Source organism: Bacteroides sp. 43_46 (genome assembly GCF_001915455.1).
Lineage (GTDB): Bacteria > Bacteroidota > Bacteroidia > Bacteroidales > Bacteroidaceae > Bacteroides > Bacteroides caccae.
The window spans coordinates 13,223-32,745 of the sequence record NZ_MNQN01000129.1 but is presented as its reverse complement, the minus strand read 5'-3'; the positions used below and the strand labels follow the sequence as shown (position 1 = coordinate 32,745).

At 41.5% G+C, this 19,523-nt stretch carries 13 protein-coding genes and 1 pseudogene; 2 read left to right on the top strand and 12 right to left on the bottom strand.

Going from position 1 to position 19,523, the window contains the following annotated elements:
- Window positions 1-229: 229 nt before the first annotated feature.
- The 4 genes from BHV72_RS16180 to BHV72_RS16165 are packed head-to-tail and all read right to left on the bottom strand — an operon-like array spanning window position 230 to window position 8,835.
- Window positions 230-2,269 carry a toxin-antitoxin system YwqK family antitoxin gene (locus BHV72_RS16180; protein ID WP_005681007.1) on the bottom strand — a complete coding sequence of 680 codons (2,040 nt, stop codon included), beginning with the start codon at window positions 2,267-2,269 and terminating at the stop codon, window positions 230-232.
- A 20-nt stretch (window positions 2,270-2,289) separates the two neighbouring features.
- A complete protein-coding gene (locus tag BHV72_RS16175) occupies window positions 2,290-3,744 on the bottom strand; it encodes an AbgT family transporter (RefSeq protein WP_005675951.1) in 1,455 nt (484 codons plus the stop codon).
- Between the two features lie 12 nt (window positions 3,745-3,756).
- Complete coding sequence (locus BHV72_RS16170; RefSeq protein ID WP_005675953.1) at window positions 3,757-4,485, bottom strand: DUF5932 domain-containing protein; 729 nt, start codon at window positions 4,483-4,485, stop codon at window positions 3,757-3,759.
- Between the two features lie 36 nt (window positions 4,486-4,521).
- The gene (locus BHV72_RS16165; RefSeq protein WP_286856683.1) at window positions 4,522-8,835 is read right to left on the bottom strand and encodes a sensor histidine kinase; all 4,314 of its coding nucleotides are present in this window, start codon (window positions 8,833-8,835) and stop codon (window positions 4,522-4,524) included.
- Window positions 8,836-8,926: 91 nt separating this feature from the next.
- Between BHV72_RS16165 and BHV72_RS16160 the strand changes: the two genes are divergently transcribed.
- Complete coding sequence (locus BHV72_RS16160; RefSeq protein ID WP_005675955.1) at window positions 8,927-9,865, top strand: ribose-phosphate pyrophosphokinase; 939 nt, start codon at window positions 8,927-8,929, stop codon at window positions 9,863-9,865.
- 139 nt (window positions 9,866-10,004) lie between these two features.
- Here BHV72_RS16160 and BHV72_RS16155 read toward each other — a convergent pair whose 3' ends face one another.
- The 5 genes from BHV72_RS16155 to BHV72_RS16135 form a co-directional block, all read right to left on the bottom strand.
- The gene (locus BHV72_RS16155; protein ID WP_005681002.1) at window positions 10,005-11,174 is read right to left on the bottom strand and encodes a phosphatidylinositol-4-phosphate 5-kinase; all 1,170 of its coding nucleotides are present in this window, start codon (window positions 11,172-11,174) and stop codon (window positions 10,005-10,007) included.
- An 83-nt stretch (window positions 11,175-11,257) separates the two neighbouring features.
- On the bottom strand, window positions 11,258-12,541 hold the full coding sequence (locus BHV72_RS16150) for a M16 family metallopeptidase (RefSeq protein WP_122295153.1): 1,284 nt from the start codon (window positions 12,539-12,541) through the stop codon (window positions 11,258-11,260).
- 1 nt (window position 12,542) lies between these two features.
- Window positions 12,543-13,295: a 3-deoxy-manno-octulosonate cytidylyltransferase gene (kdsB, locus tag BHV72_RS16145; protein ID WP_055171283.1), complete on the bottom strand. Its 753-nt coding sequence runs from the start codon at window positions 13,293-13,295 to the stop codon at window positions 12,543-12,545.
- Window positions 13,296-13,303: 8 nt separating this feature from the next.
- Entirely contained in the window at window positions 13,304-13,672 is a 369-nt protein-coding gene (locus tag BHV72_RS16140; protein WP_005675960.1) for a 2-amino-4-hydroxy-6-hydroxymethyldihydropteridine diphosphokinase, read from the bottom strand.
- A gap of 13 nt (window positions 13,673-13,685) precedes the next feature.
- Window positions 13,686-16,010 (bottom strand): transglycosylase domain-containing protein, encoded by a 2,325-nt coding sequence (locus BHV72_RS16135; RefSeq protein WP_005675961.1) that lies wholly within the window; start codon window positions 16,008-16,010, stop codon window positions 13,686-13,688.
- 222 nt (window positions 16,011-16,232) lie between these two features.
- On the opposite strand from BHV72_RS16135, the gene BHV72_RS16130 reads away from it, so the two are divergent.
- Window positions 16,233-17,984 carry an AAA family ATPase gene (locus tag BHV72_RS16130; RefSeq protein WP_149921777.1) on the top strand — a complete coding sequence of 584 codons (1,752 nt, stop codon included), beginning with the start codon at window positions 16,233-16,235 and terminating at the stop codon, window positions 17,982-17,984.
- Between the two features lie 80 nt (window positions 17,985-18,064).
- Here BHV72_RS16130 and BHV72_RS16125 read toward each other — a convergent pair whose 3' ends face one another.
- The 3 genes and pseudogenes from BHV72_RS16125 to BHV72_RS16115 form a co-directional block, all read right to left on the bottom strand.
- Window positions 18,065-18,157 (bottom strand): smalltalk protein, encoded by a 93-nt coding sequence (locus BHV72_RS16125; protein ID WP_022042037.1) that lies wholly within the window; start codon window positions 18,155-18,157, stop codon window positions 18,065-18,067.
- Window positions 18,158-18,222: 65 nt separating this feature from the next.
- Window positions 18,223-18,735 carry an HU family DNA-binding protein gene (locus tag BHV72_RS16120; RefSeq protein ID WP_005675963.1) on the bottom strand — a complete coding sequence of 171 codons (513 nt, stop codon included), beginning with the start codon at window positions 18,733-18,735 and terminating at the stop codon, window positions 18,223-18,225.
- 393 nt (window positions 18,736-19,128) lie between these two features.
- Window positions 19,129-19,488 (bottom strand): annotated as a pseudogene (locus BHV72_RS16115) (sugar nucleotidyltransferase); the annotation flags it as partial.
- Between the last annotated feature and the right edge of the window lie 35 nt (window positions 19,489-19,523).

Below are 19,523 nucleotides of genomic sequence, written 5' to 3'. Positions count from 1 at the left end.
AAATAACCTGTAATAGATAAGAAATGTAGGCATATTGTAGGCCATACGTTTATACAAATGATTAATAATCAGGCGATTAAAGAACGTTACTTGAATCACAAATAAAATCCGATAACTTGAAAAGAGTTATCGGATTTATTTTTTAATTACTTTCGCTTTTATAGACAACTTCCTTTTGCAGCGCAGAAGATAAACGATTGAACATGTAGGTCAGAATAAGAGAAGTTCTTTAAAACTTCTCTTTACGCTCAAACTTCCCTTCCTCGGTATAATATTTCCAAGTACCCTTAGGTTGGTTATGCGAATATTTACCACGAAGTCTTAATTTTCCATTTTCGTAATATTCACGATAACGTCCGTGACGTTTTCCCTCTTTTACTTCCGCTTCACTCTTTAGTGCTCCTTCCGGATAAAATTCACGTAGAACATTTCCTTCAAACTTTTCGACATAGAAACGTTTCAATTCACTTAACTGTTCTTTCTCGGTCACAACATCTTCATTCATTTCTTCATCTTCCTCATCGGTAGCAACCTCAACAAGTTCTTCCGGTTCGTATGGACTATAATCCATAACATATTGTAAAGAAGCAGACTGGCTATCTCCTATCACTTGCATAGTCCAATAAGGGAAAGAATACAAAACATCCTTATTTGACTGTATCTCATTCCATGTGGCAGGATTCATCATTAGCTTCAACTGGGAATAGAACTTACGTACATCCGTATATAAGAAAATCGTAGAACTGGATTTCAGATATGAAAAAGCATCTTTAAATCCCGGATTGTCTTTCAACAAGTTCTTTTGTTCATAATCCTCTACGAATGAGAGTAAAGATGCAGCTTTATTACTAAAAACAACATAATCATCCACATAAGTATAATAGGGTTTCTCGAACTTATCAAATAGTTTTCCGAAAAACAGTCGGAAGAACCCTTTCATCTCGACATAATTAATTTCAAAGTCCTTATAATTAACAGTTTTAATTTTAACCGGAGTACGACGTTTGACCTTCTTTTCTATAAGTTCCATGTTCTCACGTGCATCCTTTATACTTTTTGCTCTGATAGCCAAAACCAGTTCGGGTTCACGCCCAAGTAACCCCGGTTCAGATTGTGTAATAGCAAACTCTCCAGACATCCAGCTCAAAAAGTTTTCTTCCAAAGAGATACCGAACAGTCCTTCAATCTTTTTTCGGGAATTTTGATACGAATCATACAACTGTTTATCATGAACAGAGAGGGCATTTTCTAATTCCTTCACAAAAGTCATCGGATTATTAAAACCAATATTCGTATAAAGGGCCGTTCGTCCGGACAAGATTTCATGCGCTTTCATTTTATGCTTTCCGGAATTCAGCAAGGCAGTGATATAAGGATCTACTGAATCTTTCTTCAACGTATAACCTTTCACCTCCATTTTATCCTTACCCATATTCAAGTAAAGACCGGCAAAATTCATAGAATTACTGAACATATCAATATATTCATTCCTTGTTCCCAGGTAGATAGACATAAACTGTGGGATACGCTCATAGTTGATAAAAACCCTGACGAGTCCTTTACCGGAAACTAGTTTCTCGGTTTCAATAAAAGCTTGATCAAGTCCGATTTTAGGTTTGTTACGTGAATCAATAGCCGATTCGATAAGCCCGGAAGTATAAGAACCTACCAGATGATTATCCACAAAAGCAATATAAAAGATATCACGCGTATCCGGATCACGCATCTCAAGAATGTTAATGCCACTATGCATCCGGTTAGTAACAGTGAAGCCGCTCATTACAAGAACCGTCTCAAGCTGATCTTTCACCAAGTCCATTTTAGAAGCTTTCTGCATATCCAGAATGAGCAGAAAATCCCAATCAGTCGCGCGGGTTTTATGAAGTGAAATAAGCATATCCCGTTTGCCGACAAGTGACAACAGCACCTTGTTACTTTTCACAACTGAATCAAGTTTTTCCACACTCTTCGTAACTTCCTCAAAAGACTTCGCTTTTTTCAGACATTGCCATGTTTCGCTTCCGCTAAATTTCTCCCAATCTTCAATCGGAGCTGATGATTGAATAATAAATGCCGCATTTTCCGGAACCAGATAAATCTGCTGAATATTACGATCGGGTGAGATAAACAGATAAATCACGGAGTATACTACATATACCGCCAAAGCCAACCCTATCACCACCAAGGTACGTTTTACGATTTGCTTACTACTCTTTTTTGTCGTGGGCTCGGCATATTGCTCTTGTTCCCTGTTGTTTAATTCATTCATGGTTGATTTATTAATATAAATTATAGTCCCATTGGTATCCTCAGTAAATACCAAATAATAAAGAATAGCGTCCATGCAGCTAAAATACCTACAGAGTAGCGCCAAGTGTATTTGAGTAATGTCCCATAAGTAACTTGTTTATCATATTGCCTCATATATGTCAATACCAGAGGCATATAAAACATAAAAGGCGTAATAGCATTTGTCGAGCTGTCACCAATACGGAAAGCGCACTGTGCGATATCCGGAGAGATTCCCATTTGTGCAAACATCGGGATAAAGATAAAAGACATAAATGCCCACTTGGAAGTAGCAGATACCATAATCAGATTGATAAACGCTGTAAACAGGATAAAGAGAACAAGTGCAGATAACGGAGCCGGCTCGAAAGAAGAAAGCAGATCAGCTCCCATAATAGCAAGACACTTATCCAAATGAGAATACTCGAAGCAGGCGAACATTTGAGCGGCAAAAAAAGCAATAACAAAGTAAACACCCAAAAGTTTCATCGGTTGGGTAAGCCCTTCAATCACATCATTGTCGGAACGATAACGACCGGAACTGAACCCGTAAGCCATTCCCGTGATGCCCGCCCCTAAGGAAAGAAGAAAAAGAATTCCGGCAATAAAAGGCGAATGCATCAAACCACCGTTCACGCCACGTAATATCCCATGAGAAGAAAACGTAAGCCATAAGATAAGAGCTACATAAATTCCTGCTACAATAATCGAAATCATTATCGCCCGCCGTTCTTTACGGGACAAGGGCCGATAAGCTTCCACTTTCACGCTTCCTTCATATTTTCCTAAAGCGGGAAGAAGCCATTTCTGAGTCAGCCAGTAAACAATAGCAGTAATTACTACGGTAGAAGCACTCATGAAAAAATAATTGCAAAGTGGTTCGGTATTTCCCTGATATCCTGTCTGAGCTAGTGCAGCTTCCTGAGTGGTATGAGCCAGCAACGGATCCATTGTGCTTAATACAATATTTGCACTATATCCGCATGCCACTGAAACATAAGCCGTAATAATTCCTGCAAGCGGATGAAGTCCTACCCATTGGAACAGCATGGCGGCAATAGGCAATAAGATAATATATCCGCCATCGCCAATAACGTTGGACAACAAGCCAAGAACGATTACCCACAAGATAACCTTCCTTTTCTCCTTCCGGTTCCCCACTCCCAAACGGATGCATGCACCAATAAATCCTGAATGCTGGGCAACCCCCAGTCCGAACATAGCAATAATCACCATACCCAACGGTGCAAATCCGGTAAAGTTCTTGATAGCATTCCGCAACCACCAGCGAATTCCTTCCGGACTCAATAAGCTCTGTACGCGAATCTCCTCACCGGTTTGTGGCAGCGTCACCTTCAATCCATAAATATCACATATCCATGAAAGAAAGACCACTGCTATTGTCAGCAGAAGAAACATCGTAGCGGGGTGAGGCATACGCCATTTATTCTTCATCTGTCTCAAGATTTATTCTTCGTCAGCCTCCAGATTATCCAAGTCGATAATACGTAATTCTAATGCACGCACTGCTAGACGGGTAGCATTTACTCCCACCCGTTCCCCATTAGGGAAAAGGCGTCCTATAAGATCATTCTGTCGTTTTTCCAATGACTTCACTCCGAAAGGCATTCCCTTCAGACTGGCAATCATTTCTTTCGTATATCCTAAAGCCAGATGACGTAAGAAACGCTCATCATACTCATCAATATCATAACTAATCACCGCCTCCTGACGCTTGGCATCGTTAGCTACCGATTTTTTGAAACGATCTACAATCTTTTCCAAAATCGGATAGTTGAAAACTAACTTCTTTCCGTCCATTACAGCCTGCACATCTGTTTTGGTGAGCAGTTCCCCTGTTTTCAGGATAATTCCGTCAGCACCGGCATTGAGCACATCCACCCATAACTTTTCATTCAGAATTTCACCCGTAAATATCAAAACCCGAACTCCTTTGTAACGTTTGAATATATTCCGGCATATATCAACACCGATAGTGGTTGAACCTCCCAATCCTAAATCCAGCAACACCAAATCGGGAAGTTGTGCCTCCATTAACGGCCAGAACTCATTTTCGGTCATAGCTGTACCAATAACCTCTGCATTGGGTATCTCATGGCGAAAAATCTCCTCTGTACCTTTCAACTCCAGTTTTACATCTTCTACAATAATAACTTTAAATTTCTGTTCTTCCATTTCCTTATCTAATAACTTTATATGTGTTCTTTTTCATTATCTGCGTGGAATAGTAAAATAAACCGTAAACCCTCCGCCTTCGGCCGGTTCGGCATTAATACGGCATCCTCTACGCCCTGCAAATTCATCATGATCGCGGATTATCTGCTTACATACGAGATATTCCGTCCCCCTCAATTCTCCCTTTTCTCCGGACGTCATACGTGCCAGATTCGGATAAAATAGTTGATTCAACTCCAACACGCTCTTTTCACGTCTTGTATCCGTGAAAAGAAAACGTATATACTCATCATCCTTACGAGCCTGCAAACGCAATACTCCGTCTTCGTGAACCGTCAATGCTTCATCAATCAGGTTCTCCAATAAGAAACGCAACTGGTTTACATCTCCTATTACTCTTGCATCTATCGGAGCCATCTCCAACTCTATCTTATCCATACGGTTCTTTACAGACTTTTTGAAATATTTTCCGGCAGTTTCGAAAAGCTCCTGAACCGGAATCGTGGTCCGCCGGAAAGTAACCTCTTCCAACTGGCGGGAAGCACATGAACTCAAAATAGTAAAGATCCCCTTATAATATTCAATCAACTCCGTCATAGTCTCCACTGCCTCCTTTTCTTCTTTCTCCGAAAGGTTCTGCGCATTCAGCCGACCTATAATTTGTTTAATCTTATTCGGATAATAAATCGTTTCATGCTTGATAGTCGAAAGACAATTATCAAGTACCATATTCTGTACATGTAACATACTGTTCTCCCAAGACGCCCGTTGCGTTTCCTCATGCGCCGACTCAATATCACGATATTTCGTTGCCAGTTTCACCACAGCGTTAAATACGACAATAGCTACATAACGTGCCACCAGTTCGAAAAGCAAACGGTCAGTTTCCTGTTCCGTCCCTTCTCTTCGTTCCAAATAAAGCACACCGACACATTGGTGTTCACCTCCCGCTTCTACCATGAGAGGTATTGCCTGACGATGTTGCTCGGAAATATATTCTCTTGAATCAAAACATAGCTGCACCATTTCCGGCATTTCCTGTCCGGGACTCGAAGCATATTCCAACAAATGTGTCGTTTCATTATAAACGGCAATCCCCATCCGGTCAATCGTCAACAACTCATTTACCGAGCCGAATGCTTCATCTACGATACGTTGCGGAATCTCTTTGAGCGTACTTTCTTCCCTTTGGAGCGCTTCTGCATTTTCCTGCTCCTGCGGTCGAATCAGGGAAGCAGCAAATACTTTCTGATTAATTTCAAGTACCTGTTCCAAACTCAAACGATTTTGTATCCGCTTCCTCAAATACAAAAGATAATATCCTACCAAAGAAACAATCAACAAAACGAAACAAAGGATAATTCCCACTGTCTTATTAATATTCGAACGTTCCAGTTGCCGACAATATCCTTCCAATGTCTGATCTTCTCCCTGCAACTTATACAAATCTGTAAACGCCGAATTATTATAACTATACGCATCCAATTGTTTCAATGCCAGAAAAGCAACCGCCGCCTCATTTCTTATATCCAATATCACATGATAATCCGAATCAAAAAGTTCGTTCCACCACAGAATCTCAGCAGGTATACCTTCACCGACGAGCTTCATATACCGATGCGTAGCATCCGGGCGCGCATATTTCTGATAATGCTCATTCAGCAACAATATGGCAGAATCAGCATATTGCAAAGCAATCTCATACTGCTCATCCACATTAGCGAAATAAGCAGCATTGGCATAATCTGATGCAGCATCCAACAAATCTTCATAAGCAGAATCCGTAATAACCACAATCGAATCGGTATCCTGTAACATCGGAGGAATCGGATCATACAGACAAGACCCCATACCAAACGGAAGTAAGAGGCAAAGTAGCACTCCAATTACTTTGCGCACTCCCGAAGGCAAACGGAAATAAAAGCGACTCCCTTTTCCAAGTTCGCTTTCCACGTTGAATACACATACTCGGAACAGTTCATTCGTTTTCTTATATTTCTCGATGATTCCCTTACAATTCATCAATCCGAAGCCACTACCCTTATTTTCCTTCAATTCATCTGCATCCGTGGCATTCTTCATACCGATAACACGTGAATCATACACTTTCTCACCAATAATCTGTGCCACATCTTCGGCTGATATCCCCCTTCCATTATCTTCTACAGAAATCTCCACATAAGAATCCGTAGTACGTGCATACACCTTGATTACACCTCCCTCAGGAGTATATTTGCGGGCATTCTCGGCCAACGTATTTATCATAAATAGGGTCAGTGCACGGTCCGCCTTCACCATAGCATGGGTCGGTTCAATTTCTAACGTCTGTTCTTTCATCTCAAAGGCACGACGTCCCTTTCCCAATAAATCGAACAACTCATTAAGACCGAATGTTTCAATATTCAGGCTAAGAGTTCCCTGCTTCATCTTGATCCAAAGAGCAAGAATGTCATTATACTCATTGATAGTAGTCACCAGTTCGTCAATATACTGATACTTCTCTTTCTTAATCTTCTCATCGTCAATATAACCTTTCTCTGTCAACTTATGTACCTCGTTCAAAATCCGGTCAATATATGGATTGATGCCATTTACAATCGCCAGACAAGCCTTCTTTATCAGATTCTGGCGTTTATTCCCGGCAATATGCTGCTCGTACACATACCGTTGTTTTTCCAATTGAATCCGTTCGTCGCTCAATGCCTCTACCATTTGTTCATTATCAGCAGCCCAAATAATATATGGCTCAAGCACATGCACCAGCGCTTTCTCGTCTTTGCTTAATCGGTGCACAGGAACAAGTGCCGCTTTCCCCTCTTCGGGTATTTCCAATGTCATCCGTCCTTTGCCGAATAATTGGTCAATTCCTTGCTGAATTAAAGGAACATTCATCGGAATAGAAGAAGTTATATCCCTACATAACGATAGAATCTGTTGTAGTCGTTCCACATCCACCTGATTTCGTGTTTTGGAACTCTTATTGAAGAACCACCAGAGAATAACTACCAGCACCAACCCAACAATGACCACAGATAGTACGAGAGTCATTTGCCGCGAACCTGCTTCCAATGAAATATAGCGGCTCTCCAATTCCTTATCCTGCCGTGTAAAGTTCAGAATATCCAGATAAATATTCCGGTTATAGTCCGATGCGTGCTTCATTCCCAATCCTGCATACGAAACGCTCAACTGCTCGCGAATCCTTGAAATCCATTCGGGAACAGTTTTAACCTTCTCTTCCGTAATCCACGGTACTCCGGTGTAAGTCGTATCCCCTTCGGCATAAGGCCACAATTTGTCCAGTGTATCTGCCTTATAATGATAATAAAGCAGATGATGTTGATTCACACAATCCAGTGCTTTTGTCAATGTATCGAGTGCTTCCGAATAACGACCATGCGCATTCAGATACTTACCGATAGACACATACGCCCCGGCAATCTGATATAAATCATCATATTCCTGAAATTTCTCAAGTGCCAACTGTGCCATACGCAAAGGCATAAGTGAATCCACCGGAAAATCGAATTGGTCGAGTGCATGCGTCCTCCTTACCCGATAAAACTCGAAATTGGTAGGAGAAACCATCAGATTAGCCAATCCTTGCAAACCATTCCCTTCGAAATAAGGGTTCTTACTTTGAACGGCTGTCCGCCATGTATAGTAAAGCTGGTCGAACTCACGAAGCTTTCTTTCTTCCGGATTATTTGCTTCCACCAATGAAGCCGAGCCCTTGATATAATGATAATAAAGCAACTGATTGGTATCTGTCAATGCTTCATCCTCCGGAATCTGGTTGAGGGCGTCAATCGCTTCCTGCCGCTGCTGAAGATAATAGTAGTAGATAGACGAAACGATAAAAAACTCGGTAAACGCATAGTCCAGCCGAAGTGTTTCGTGCCGGTCGGCAAAGAGGTCACTTTCTTCGCGGATACGTTTCATGCGGCGAAGCGCACTGTTCCGGTAATCATAATATTCTTTGTTCATTGCCGTCCGTTGGCAGATTTTCATCAGCCCGATATCAGCAATCAGGAGTTCGAGTTCATTCTTTGTCAGCTTATAGACTTCCTTATGTAATGCTTCCGCACGGTCAAAGTCCATATTCATATACGCACAAAAACCAAGATTATTAGAAGCTTCGGCTTTTCCCGATTTGTAAAAATTTACCTGTCGATAGGCCGCATCAGCATATTTGTAGGAAGAATCAAGACTTCGGTAACGATAAGCATACGCCTTCCCGTTCAGCGAATCAATCAACCGTACCTCTTTTGTCGGCACCATATCCGTACACGAAAAAAAAGAGGCAAACAACACTATACCTATTATATATAGAGGAAAGCGTGAACTCATTTTAGTGATTTTCTGTTTTCAGAAAGCAAAATAATAAGAGAAATTCCTACCTTTGCAGGCAAATTAACAAATAGGTAACATCTATTACAAAATGAGCGAAAAAGCACCCTTTATGGTATTCTCGGGAACGAACTCGAGATATCTTGCAGAAAAAATCTGCGCAAGCCTGGATTGTCCTCTGGGAAATATGAACATTACCCATTTTGCCGATGGTGAATTTGCGGTTTCATATGAGGAATCAATTCGTGGCGCACATGTATTCCTGGTTCAATCCACATTCCCAAACTCAGACAACTTAATGGAACTTCTCCTGATGATTGACGCTGCCAAACGTGCATCTGCAAAGAGCGTTGTAGCAGTTGTCCCTTACTTTGGTTGGGCACGTCAGGATAGAAAAGACAAACCTCGTGTATCTATCGGAGCTAAGTTGGTAGCCGATCTACTGTCAGTAGCAGGTATCGACCGACTAATTACAATGGATTTGCACGCAGATCAAATTCAGGGATTCTTCAATATCCCGGTAGACCATCTGTATGCATCAGCCGTATTCCTCCCCTACATCCAGTCGTTGAAACTGGAAGAGCTGGTGATTGCTACACCGGATGTAGGAGGTTCAAAACGTGCTAGTACTTTCTCCAAATACCTCGGTGTGCCATTGGTACTCTGTAACAAATCACGTGAAAAAGCAAATGAAGTAGCTTCTATGCAAATCATTGGTGACGTGAAAAACAAAAATGTTGTTTTGATCGATGATATTGTTGACACAGCAGGAACGATCACTAAAGCAGCCAACATTATGTTGGAAGCCGGTGCCAAGTCCGTACGTGCTATTGCCAGCCACTGTGTAATGTCCGACCCTGCTTCATTCCGTGTACAAGAGTCCGGCTTGACAGAAATGGTATTTACTGACAGTATCCCTTACGCAAAGAAATGTGCGAAAGTAAAACAGTTGAGTATTGCCGATATGTTTGCTGAAACTATCAAACGAGTAATGAATAACGAATCTATCAGTTCACAATATATTATTTAATAAAAGAGTCGACTGAAAAATAATAAAATGGATAATGACTGTCATGGTCATTATCCATTTTTATTTTACCCTTCAGGGATAATATACACAAAAAAAAGGCCACGCAATGCGCAGCCTACTATCATTTATCCACAATTCTCTATTGTAATCTTCCGAACTTATATGTTCCTTTTTTAATAACTTTTCCGTCCTTATCAGTTTCTACAAAAGGACCATTCTTTTTTCCCTGTTTGAAAAAACCTTCAAAGCGGTTACCATCCTTGTCGGTCTGTACACCTTGTCCTTCTTCCAGACCGTCTACAAAACCACCTTTATACTGCATTCCGGCAACAGTTTTTAAAGTTCCCTGACCGTTCGGGCGGTTATCTTTCCAGTCGCCCTCATATACGTCTCCGTTACTCCATTTATAAGTACCCTTACCTTCACGTTTATTATTTTTCCACTCACCTTCATACACAGCACCGTTTGCCCAGGTAAAAGTGCCTCTTCCGTCCTGCATACCATCTTTAAAGTTTCCTACATATTTATCACCATTAGCATGATAATAAACTCCTGCACCGGTACGCTCACCTAAGAGATAAGAACCCTCATAGCGGTCTCCTGTATGGAAAAAGTAAGTCCCCTTTCCGTGTTGGATATCATCTGCCCAGTCGCCTTCATATTTATCACCGTTGGTATATTCAAAAGTACCTTTTCCATGACGGACATCATCTTTCCAATCACCGTCATATTTACAGCCGTCGTCCCAGTTCATGGTTCCTTTGCCGTTTTTCTTGTCATTTTTCCAATGCCCGGAATATTTCGCACCGTTCGCCCAGGTATATGTACCTTCGCCCTCACGTTTATCATTTACCCAATGTCCTACGTATAAATCACCGTTATGATAATACATTGTTCCTTCACCATGCTGATAATCCTGATACCACATACCGTCGTAACGGTTATTATTCATAAAGTAATAAATACCCTTACCATGCTGTTGGTCCTGAAACCATTGACCTTCGTATTTTTCTCCATCAGGGAACATATAAATTCCGAATCCTTCACGTTTTCCTTTTATATACTCCCCTTCGTAGACATCACCGTTCTTAAAGACTGTCTTTCCTTTGCCATTCGGCTTGCGTCCCTTCATCTCTCCCGTATAGACGCTGCCATCCTTAAAAGTATAATTTCCAATCTTTATTTCAGTGGAGAATGTATCTTTTATTTTTCCGAAAAATCCGCTTTTTTTTCCTTCGTTATCTTGTGCCATTGCTCCTCCTTGAGCAAGGAGAGCCAGTAAAAGTGTAGTATATAGATATTTCCTCATTGGTTTTAGTAGTTACTCATTAAAATTACAATTTGGACAAAGATACGATTTCTCTCCCAAAAAGCCCCCTATCGGAAAGTAATTTATGATATCTTTTTACCTGCTATGACCTCTTTTAATTTCTCTTTGCACAAATAACGCTGCGCCAAATCCTGTAATTCGGCAGGTGTAACCTCCTGTACAGCTTGCAAAGAACGTGAAAAATAGTCGTCTCCCAAGCCGGAAGTAGCTATAAAAATCCATGCATCCGACAGTGAAAAAGCCGATTCGTAGCTCCTGCACATTTCGCCAAGCATATAATTGCGCACCATAGACAGTTCCTCTACGGGCACAACCTCCTGATGTAAACGATCGATCTCATGATACACTTCCTGAATCAACGGTTCTACGTATTCATTATCCGTTTCCGTCGAAACAATCAGTAAACCACTATCCGGATAGAACATAATTCCTGCCGAAATACCATAAGTATATCCTTTCTCTTCCCGGATATTAGACATCAGGCGACTACCGAAGTAACCTCCGAATACAGTCATCAATACCCGTAACTTCAGATAATCGGGATGCTCACGGGTGATAGTAGTATATCCCATTTTTACGGCACTTTGCATCGCATCTTCCCGTTCCGTAAAAATCCGTTTCTCTGGCACGGCAATATAAGGGAAATTTAATTTCGATGTCTGCAACTGATATTGCCCGAATGGAGAGCCGAACGTATCCTTCACCCGTCGAATAATATCTTCCGTCACCTTGCCGGAAAGAAAAATAGAGCAATTGCCCGAATGATAATACCGTTCATAAAAATTACGAAGAACTTCGGGAGTGATAGCATGATAATCCTCCTCCACGACAACCTTCCCACATGGATGTTGTTCTCCGTAAAGAGACTGTAACAAACTACGATGTGCCAGAAAATCCACCTTGGAGGTATTGACCAGATATTGTTGGATATTAGTATCCAAAATCGTATGCAACTCCTTTTCCGGAAACAACGGCTCTTTAATCATCGACTCCACCACTTCCAACGTTTCCGCCACATATTTATTCAATGAATAAACAGTAATGTAAGCATAGTCCGAAGAATTGGATAATTCCAGCCATGAACCATAATAGTCCAGTTTTCCGGCAATTGTGGCAGCCGTATATTTCTTTGTGCCTTCACGCAGCATCCGGTTAGTAAACAATGCCTGCAATTTCTGCGACTGTTGCCAACGTCCCCCACCGAAAAGTATATCCATGCGTACCACATCCTGCTCACCGGCATTGATTACAGTCAACGGAATACCATTAGGTAACGTAGTCCGGACAGGAGGAAGAATACGAAAATCTTTCAGGGTTTGTATTTCGGGTTGTATCTTACGATTCATATTATGACCTACTCTTCAAAAATTCTTCTGCACGTTCTAAATCCTGCGGTGTATCAATACCAATAGTTTCCACTTCGCTAATACCTACTTTAATTTTATATCCGTTTTCCAACCAGCGAAGTTGTTCCAGAGACTCAGCCAGTTCCAAAGAAGATTGCGGCAAGGCAGTTATTTCCTTCAATACGTCCGTGCGGTAAGCGTACAGACCAATATGCTTATAGTAGGTATGCCCTTTCAGCCAGTCCTGCTTTTCAGTATTACGCTGATAAGGAATAATGGAACGGCTGAAGTACAGTGCATTCCAATTCTTGTTAACCACCACTTTCGGAGAGTTCACATTTTCCAAAACGGCAAACGGTTCATCGGCAGTGAAAGGTTTTACCAATGTGGCAATCTGTGTAGTCGGGTCTTCAAAACAAGCTTTTACAGCATTAAGTTGTGAAGGCTGGATAAAAGGCTCATCACCTTGTATATTGACAACAACATCAAAATCACCTCCGATCTTAGTACAAGCTTCGTAACAACGGTCCGTACCACTTTTATGATCAACAGACGTCATTACCACTTTCCCTCCAAATGCTTTCACTGCAGCTTCGATCCGCTCATCGTCCGTAGCAACATAGACATCGTCAAGTACCCCTGCTACCTGTTCATACACACGTTGTATCACTGTTTTTCCGCCCAAGATAGCCAATGGTTTCGCAGGGAAACGAGTGGATGCATAACGGGCAGGTATAATTCCCAGAAATTTCATATCTGATTTTATTTTAATTCTTCTAATCCTTTCACGATGTACTCCCTTTTCAGATCCTCCGGCTTCAACACCCGGTCGTCAAAAGAGAGTAAATCAATATCCAGACAAACTTTTTCTTCTTTCTTATCTTCCGGACGACGACCGGCACATTTCTCGATAGCTTTCAATTCCTTCTTCACTTTTTCTTCTTCCGCTTCGGAGAAAAACAGTGCCACTTGATTGGAGAACAATGCCGGACTCCGGAAAAACAAAGGTTGTGTTTCCCGTTCGGTCGTGAAACGAATGGAAGGAAACAAATCCGCTAATCTCTTTCGTGCTAAAAGCAGATTCTCCTTCCGGTTGTAGTTACTTCCAATGCAAATAATACACTTGTGCATAAGAAGCTGATTCTTAATTAAACAGATCGTCCAATCCGGTTTCTTCAAAGACTTCACCGTCCGACGCTTCCGAACCGGCACAAGGATCAAATCCCTCAGGGAGTTTGAACTTCTCCTGCTGATCATATCCTAAAGTCGGGTCATCATATACTTTTTTCATATATTTCGCCCAGATAGGCAATGCAGCAGCAGCGCCCTGTCCATAAGTCATCGAACCGAAGTGGATATCACGTTCGTCACCTCCTACCCAACAGCCGGACACCAATGAAGGCGTGAAGCCCATAAACCAGCTATCCGAGTTATCGTTTGTCGTACCTGTCTTACCACCCATATCAGCCGTGATACCATAGCGGCGCACCCGTGCTCCCGTTCCTTCGTTGATAACCGCACGAAGCATCACGAGCATTTTATATACACTGGAAACACTGATCACCTCCTCCATTTGTGGAGCAAATGTAGAAATCACATTACCCTCATTATCTTCGATGCGGGTAACGAATAAAGGAGCCACCCTGATACCTTTGTTGGCAAAGGCTGTATATGCACTTACCATTTCACCGACGGAAATCTCACAAGGGCCCAGACAGAGTGAAACCACCGGATCAATGGCCTTATTGCGTACTCCGAAACTATGAATCAACCGAACCAGTTCATACGGATTCAATTTCCCCATCAAATAAGCCGAAATCCAATTGTCCGAATTGGCCAATCCCCATTTCAAAGTTACCATTTCACCATAACGTTTTTTATTAGCGTTACGCGGCGACCACGGTTCTCCTGTTTCCGTAATCAATGTCTGCTCTACATGACGTACCTGATCACAAGGAGAAAAATTATTTTCCATGGCAAGCGTATACAAATATGGTTTGATAGTAGAACCGACCTGACGGCGACCTACCATTGCCATATCATATTGGAAATATACATAATTCGGTCCGCCCACATAAGCCTTCACGTGCCCGTTCAACGGATCCATTGACATAAATCCGGTTCGCAGGAAAGACTTATAATAACGGATTGAATCCATGGGTGTCATAATCGTATCCTTAGCTCCCGTCCAAGAAAACACAGTCATTTCTTGCGGTGTATCAAAAGCCTTTCTGATTTCCTGCTCAGACGCTCCCGCTTCATTCATCAAACGATAACGGTCAGTTTGCTTCATTGCTTTTGTCAGCAATTCCTCTACAAGTTTTGCCGATATAGACCTCGCATACGGAGCATTCTTACTTCCCACTTTTTCTTTAAAGAATAATGGTTGCAAGAAGCTCAGATGTTCTTCTACCGCTTCTTCAGCATATTGTTGCATGTGCGAGTTAAGAGTTGTGTAGATTTTCAGTCCGTCAGTGTAGACATTATAATTTGTCCCGTCCTTCTTTTTATTCTTTGCACACCAACCGTATAGCGGATTTGTTTCCCAAGCAAGAGAATCCTCGTAGTATTTTTGCATCTGCCAGCCCCGATAGGTACTTTTGACAGGTTTCGGTGCCGTCATTACTCCACGAAGATATTCACGGAAATAAGTTGCCATTCCTTCCTTGTGGTCAACGCGATTATAAGTCAATTTCAACGGGAGAGCTTTCAGAGAATCGCATTCTGCCTCAGTGATATAACCAGCCTTGCGCATTTGCTCAAGCACCACATTCCGGCGACCACGAGAACGCTCATTAAAGCGAACAGGGTTATAGAGTGACGGATTCTTACACATACCTACCAAAGTAGCAGCCTGTTCAACTTTCAGTTCCTTCGGTTCACATCCGAAATACGTGTGTGCAGCAGTTTTAATCCCCACAGCATTATTCAAGAAGTCGAACTTATTCAGATACATACTTAGGATTTCCTCTTTAGTATAATAACGTTCCAGTTTCACGGCAATCACCCATTCAATCGGCTTTTGGAAAAGGCGTTGAAGAGTATTACGTGCCACATTCTCAGTAAATAGCTGTTTTGCAAGCTGTTGAGACAAGGTACTACCCCCACCCGCATTTTTTTGAAACATCAGACCTCGTTTCACAAATGCACGAAACAACGCTTTGGCGTCAATTCCGGAATGCTCTACGAAGCGCACATCTTCCGTAGCGATTAAAGCATTGATAATATTAGGCGACAAATCCTTGTAGGCCGTATATACACGATTTTCTTTGCTGTACGACCAGGTTCCGAGCACCTTTCCGTCTTCAGAGAAAATTTCCGTTGCAAATTTATAATTTGGATTCTCCAGTTCCTCTACAGGGGGCATATAACCTATCCAACCTTTTGAAATAGAAACAAAGATAACAACGATAGCCAATACCACGACTGCCAATAAAATCCAAAGAGCTTTTATTATTTTTCGAATCATGTTTATTCTTACTTAAAAAGATGCTTAAATTAAGATGCAAAGGTAGATAAAATCCGGAACGCAACCAACGAGTTTGATTATTATTTCAGTTTTGTTAAAATATGGGGTGACACTCTTTCAGTAGCCTGGAACAAAAAGAAAGAACATTTGTTTGGGAAATATAGAGTAAAGAGCGTATCTTTGTCTATACTTTCAAAGTGTACTCATAAAAAGGCATAAATTATGGAATATGTATCATCAGACAGGAAGTTGTTACCTTATGGTATGATGAACTTCGAGGACATCCGCCTGGACAATTATTATTATGTAGATAAAACCTCTTTCATCCCCTTGATAGAACAATCAGACCGTTTTTTCTTCTTTATCCGCCCACGTCGATTTGGAAAAAGCCTGACTTTGAATATGCTGCAACATTATTATGATGTACGTACCAAGGACAAGTTTGACAGCCTGTTTGGTGATCTCTATATCGGGAAACATCCTACTAAAGATCGTAATAGCTACTTAGTAATAAAACTAAATTTCTCGGGAATTACCGGAGAATTACATAACTATCGTAAGAGCTTGGACGAACATTGCAGAATTGTATTCGACTATTTTTGCGATGTCTATGCCGACTATCTACCTGAGGGAATCAAGGAAAAAATGGCCGAAAAAGATGGAGTAGTCAGCCAGTTTGAATATCTGTTTACAGAATGTGCACGCGTCAATCAGAAGATTTATCTTTTCATCGATGAATACGATCACTTCACCAATACAATACTTTCTGATGTTGACAGTTTAAACCGCTACACTGACGAGACACACAAAGAAGGTTATCTGCGTGCCTTCTTCAACAAAATAAAATCCGGAACAGATTCCAGCATCAAACGCTGTTTTATCACTGGTGTCAGCCCCGTAACAATGGATGACTTGACCAGTGGCTTCAATATTGGCACCAACTACTCCCTCTCGCCAAGATTCAACGAAATGATGGGGTTCACCGAAGACGAAGTTCGCAAAATGTTGACTTATTATTCTACCACAAGTCATTTTAGCCACACCGTTGATGAATTAATAGAGCTTATGAAACCATGGTATGACAACTACTGTTTTGCACAGGAATCCTATGGTCGAACCACCATGTACAATTCCAATATGGTACTTTATTTCGTCAAAAATTATATCGAATATAACGGTGAGACACCAAAAGACATGATAGAAGATAACATACGCATTGACTACGAAAAATTGCGTATGCTCATTCGCAAGGACAAAGAGTTCGCCCATGATGCTTCCATTATACAAACCTTAGTTAGTCAGGGATATATCACAGGAGAACTGAAGAAAGGTTTTCCGGCGGCCAGTATTATTGACCCCGACAATTTCGTGAGCCTGCTTTATTATTTCGGTATGCTCACTATCAGTGGCACGCATGAAGGAAAGTGCAAACTCACCATCCCCAATCAGGTAGTCCGCGAACAACTGTACACCTATCTGTTGAACACCTACAATGATGCTAACCTAAGTTTCAGTAGCTATGAGAAGAACGAATTATCCAGTGCCCTCGCTTATCGAGGCACATGGAAGACTTATTTTGATTACATAGCCGATTGTCTGAAACGCTATGCCTCCCAACGTGACAAACAGAAAGGCGAATCTTTTGTGCACGGTTTTACATTGGCTATGACAGCCCAAAACCGGTTCTACCGTCCCATTTCAGAAGCCGATACACAGGAAGGATATGCAGACATCTTCTTATCTCCGTTGCTGGACATTTATCCCGACATGAAGCATAGTTATGTCATTGAGTTGAAGTATGCCAAATACAAAGATCCCGAAAACCGTGTGGAAGAATTGCGACTGGAAGGCATTGCGCAAACAAACCGCTATGCTGATACCGATACGGTAAAGAATGCCATTGGTACTACGCAATTACATAAAATTGTAGTAGTATATAAAGGAATGGAAATGAGGGTATGCGAAGAAGTGTAATCGTACATATCTAAAACGCAAAACAGGCGGGATTTTTCCCGCCTGTCATTCATACCTAATTATATCTTCTAAGATACCAATTACATTGTTGCCGCCTGTACACCGATCACTCCGGCAATTGCACCGGCAACAGCAATAATCACTTTCAAAATCATGCTCCAAGTTTTTTTCATAGATTTTCTACTTTCCAAATTAAACATTTATAAAATACTATCAACTGTCAATTAGCAGACATCAATTAAACAGACGGATCAGGTGTTACTCCACCTCCTCCTTCTCCACCACCTTCACCCGGATTTTCCGGGTCTTCGGGAGATACGACCACGCTGTTCTTCTTCAGATATTCATCCAGACTGATCAGGTCCAGCTTTTCATCTTCACGGGTCGCAGATTTTGTGATGCGCAACTCTTTATTTGCCTGAAAGAAAATACGGACACTCTCCACACTCTTGGCTGTAATATCCTTTGCCAGATCTGCACCTTTCGAACGGGCAGCCAACATAAATACACCCAGGCCTTCGATATTCACCGACTTACCTTCCAGCAACTGTTCCTTCATCTTATCCACGAAGTTCTGAATCACACTCTTGATATCACCGACAGAAAGCGAAGAACGATCCCTCATTTTCTCTGCAAGATATTTCAAACTGACAGACTGTCCCAAGGTAATCAGATGCGGATAAAATCTCTTAGGAGAATTGGGAACACGCGGATCCGTTGGCCGCGTAATGACTTTGTAAATTACACTCATACTACGTTTTTTTAAGATTCAAATTCAAGTTATTTTATTCACATTTCGTTGATCAACGATGCAAAGGTGCAGTTTTTATTTCGTATAGAAAAGGAAAAAGCCCCTGCCGGAGTTCTTTTTATTTAGGATAGATTATAAACCGCTATTAATCAATAAAATATATCAACGATCTTCCCAGACAGTTGATATACAAAGGAAATTCATACTGGCATTTACGCCAACATGAGGGCATCGGTTAAGTATGTACCGCTGTACTTTCCCCAGCCGATAAGATGTAGGGATTCATGTATATAGCATGAATTAGGGGCCTACATATTTCATAAATCTAATAGGATATATTCACGATTGCCTCTTTAATGCTTTCCACAATATAACGAACGTCATCATTAGTTACGTACGAACTGCCTCCCTGAGCATGCTCGTAAATCCCGCACCATGGAAGATGTTATCGCCCAATACTAAGCACACGCTATCATTACCTATAAAATCGGCACCAATCGTGAATGCTTGTGCAAGTCCATAAGGCGAAGGCTGCTCAGCATAAGTGAAGTTCACCCCATAGTCGTTACCAGCCCCCAGCAGATCGTATGGGGTCGAGATAATCAGAATGTCACGGATTCCTGCCAACATAAGTACTGATATTGGATAATAAACCATCGGTTTATCATATATCGGCATCAATTGCTTACTGATACCCTTGGTGATTGGGTACAATCTAGTACTACTTCCTCCTGCTAAAACAATACCCTTCATATGCTCTTACTTGTTTATATTCGTGTAGAGAGAGA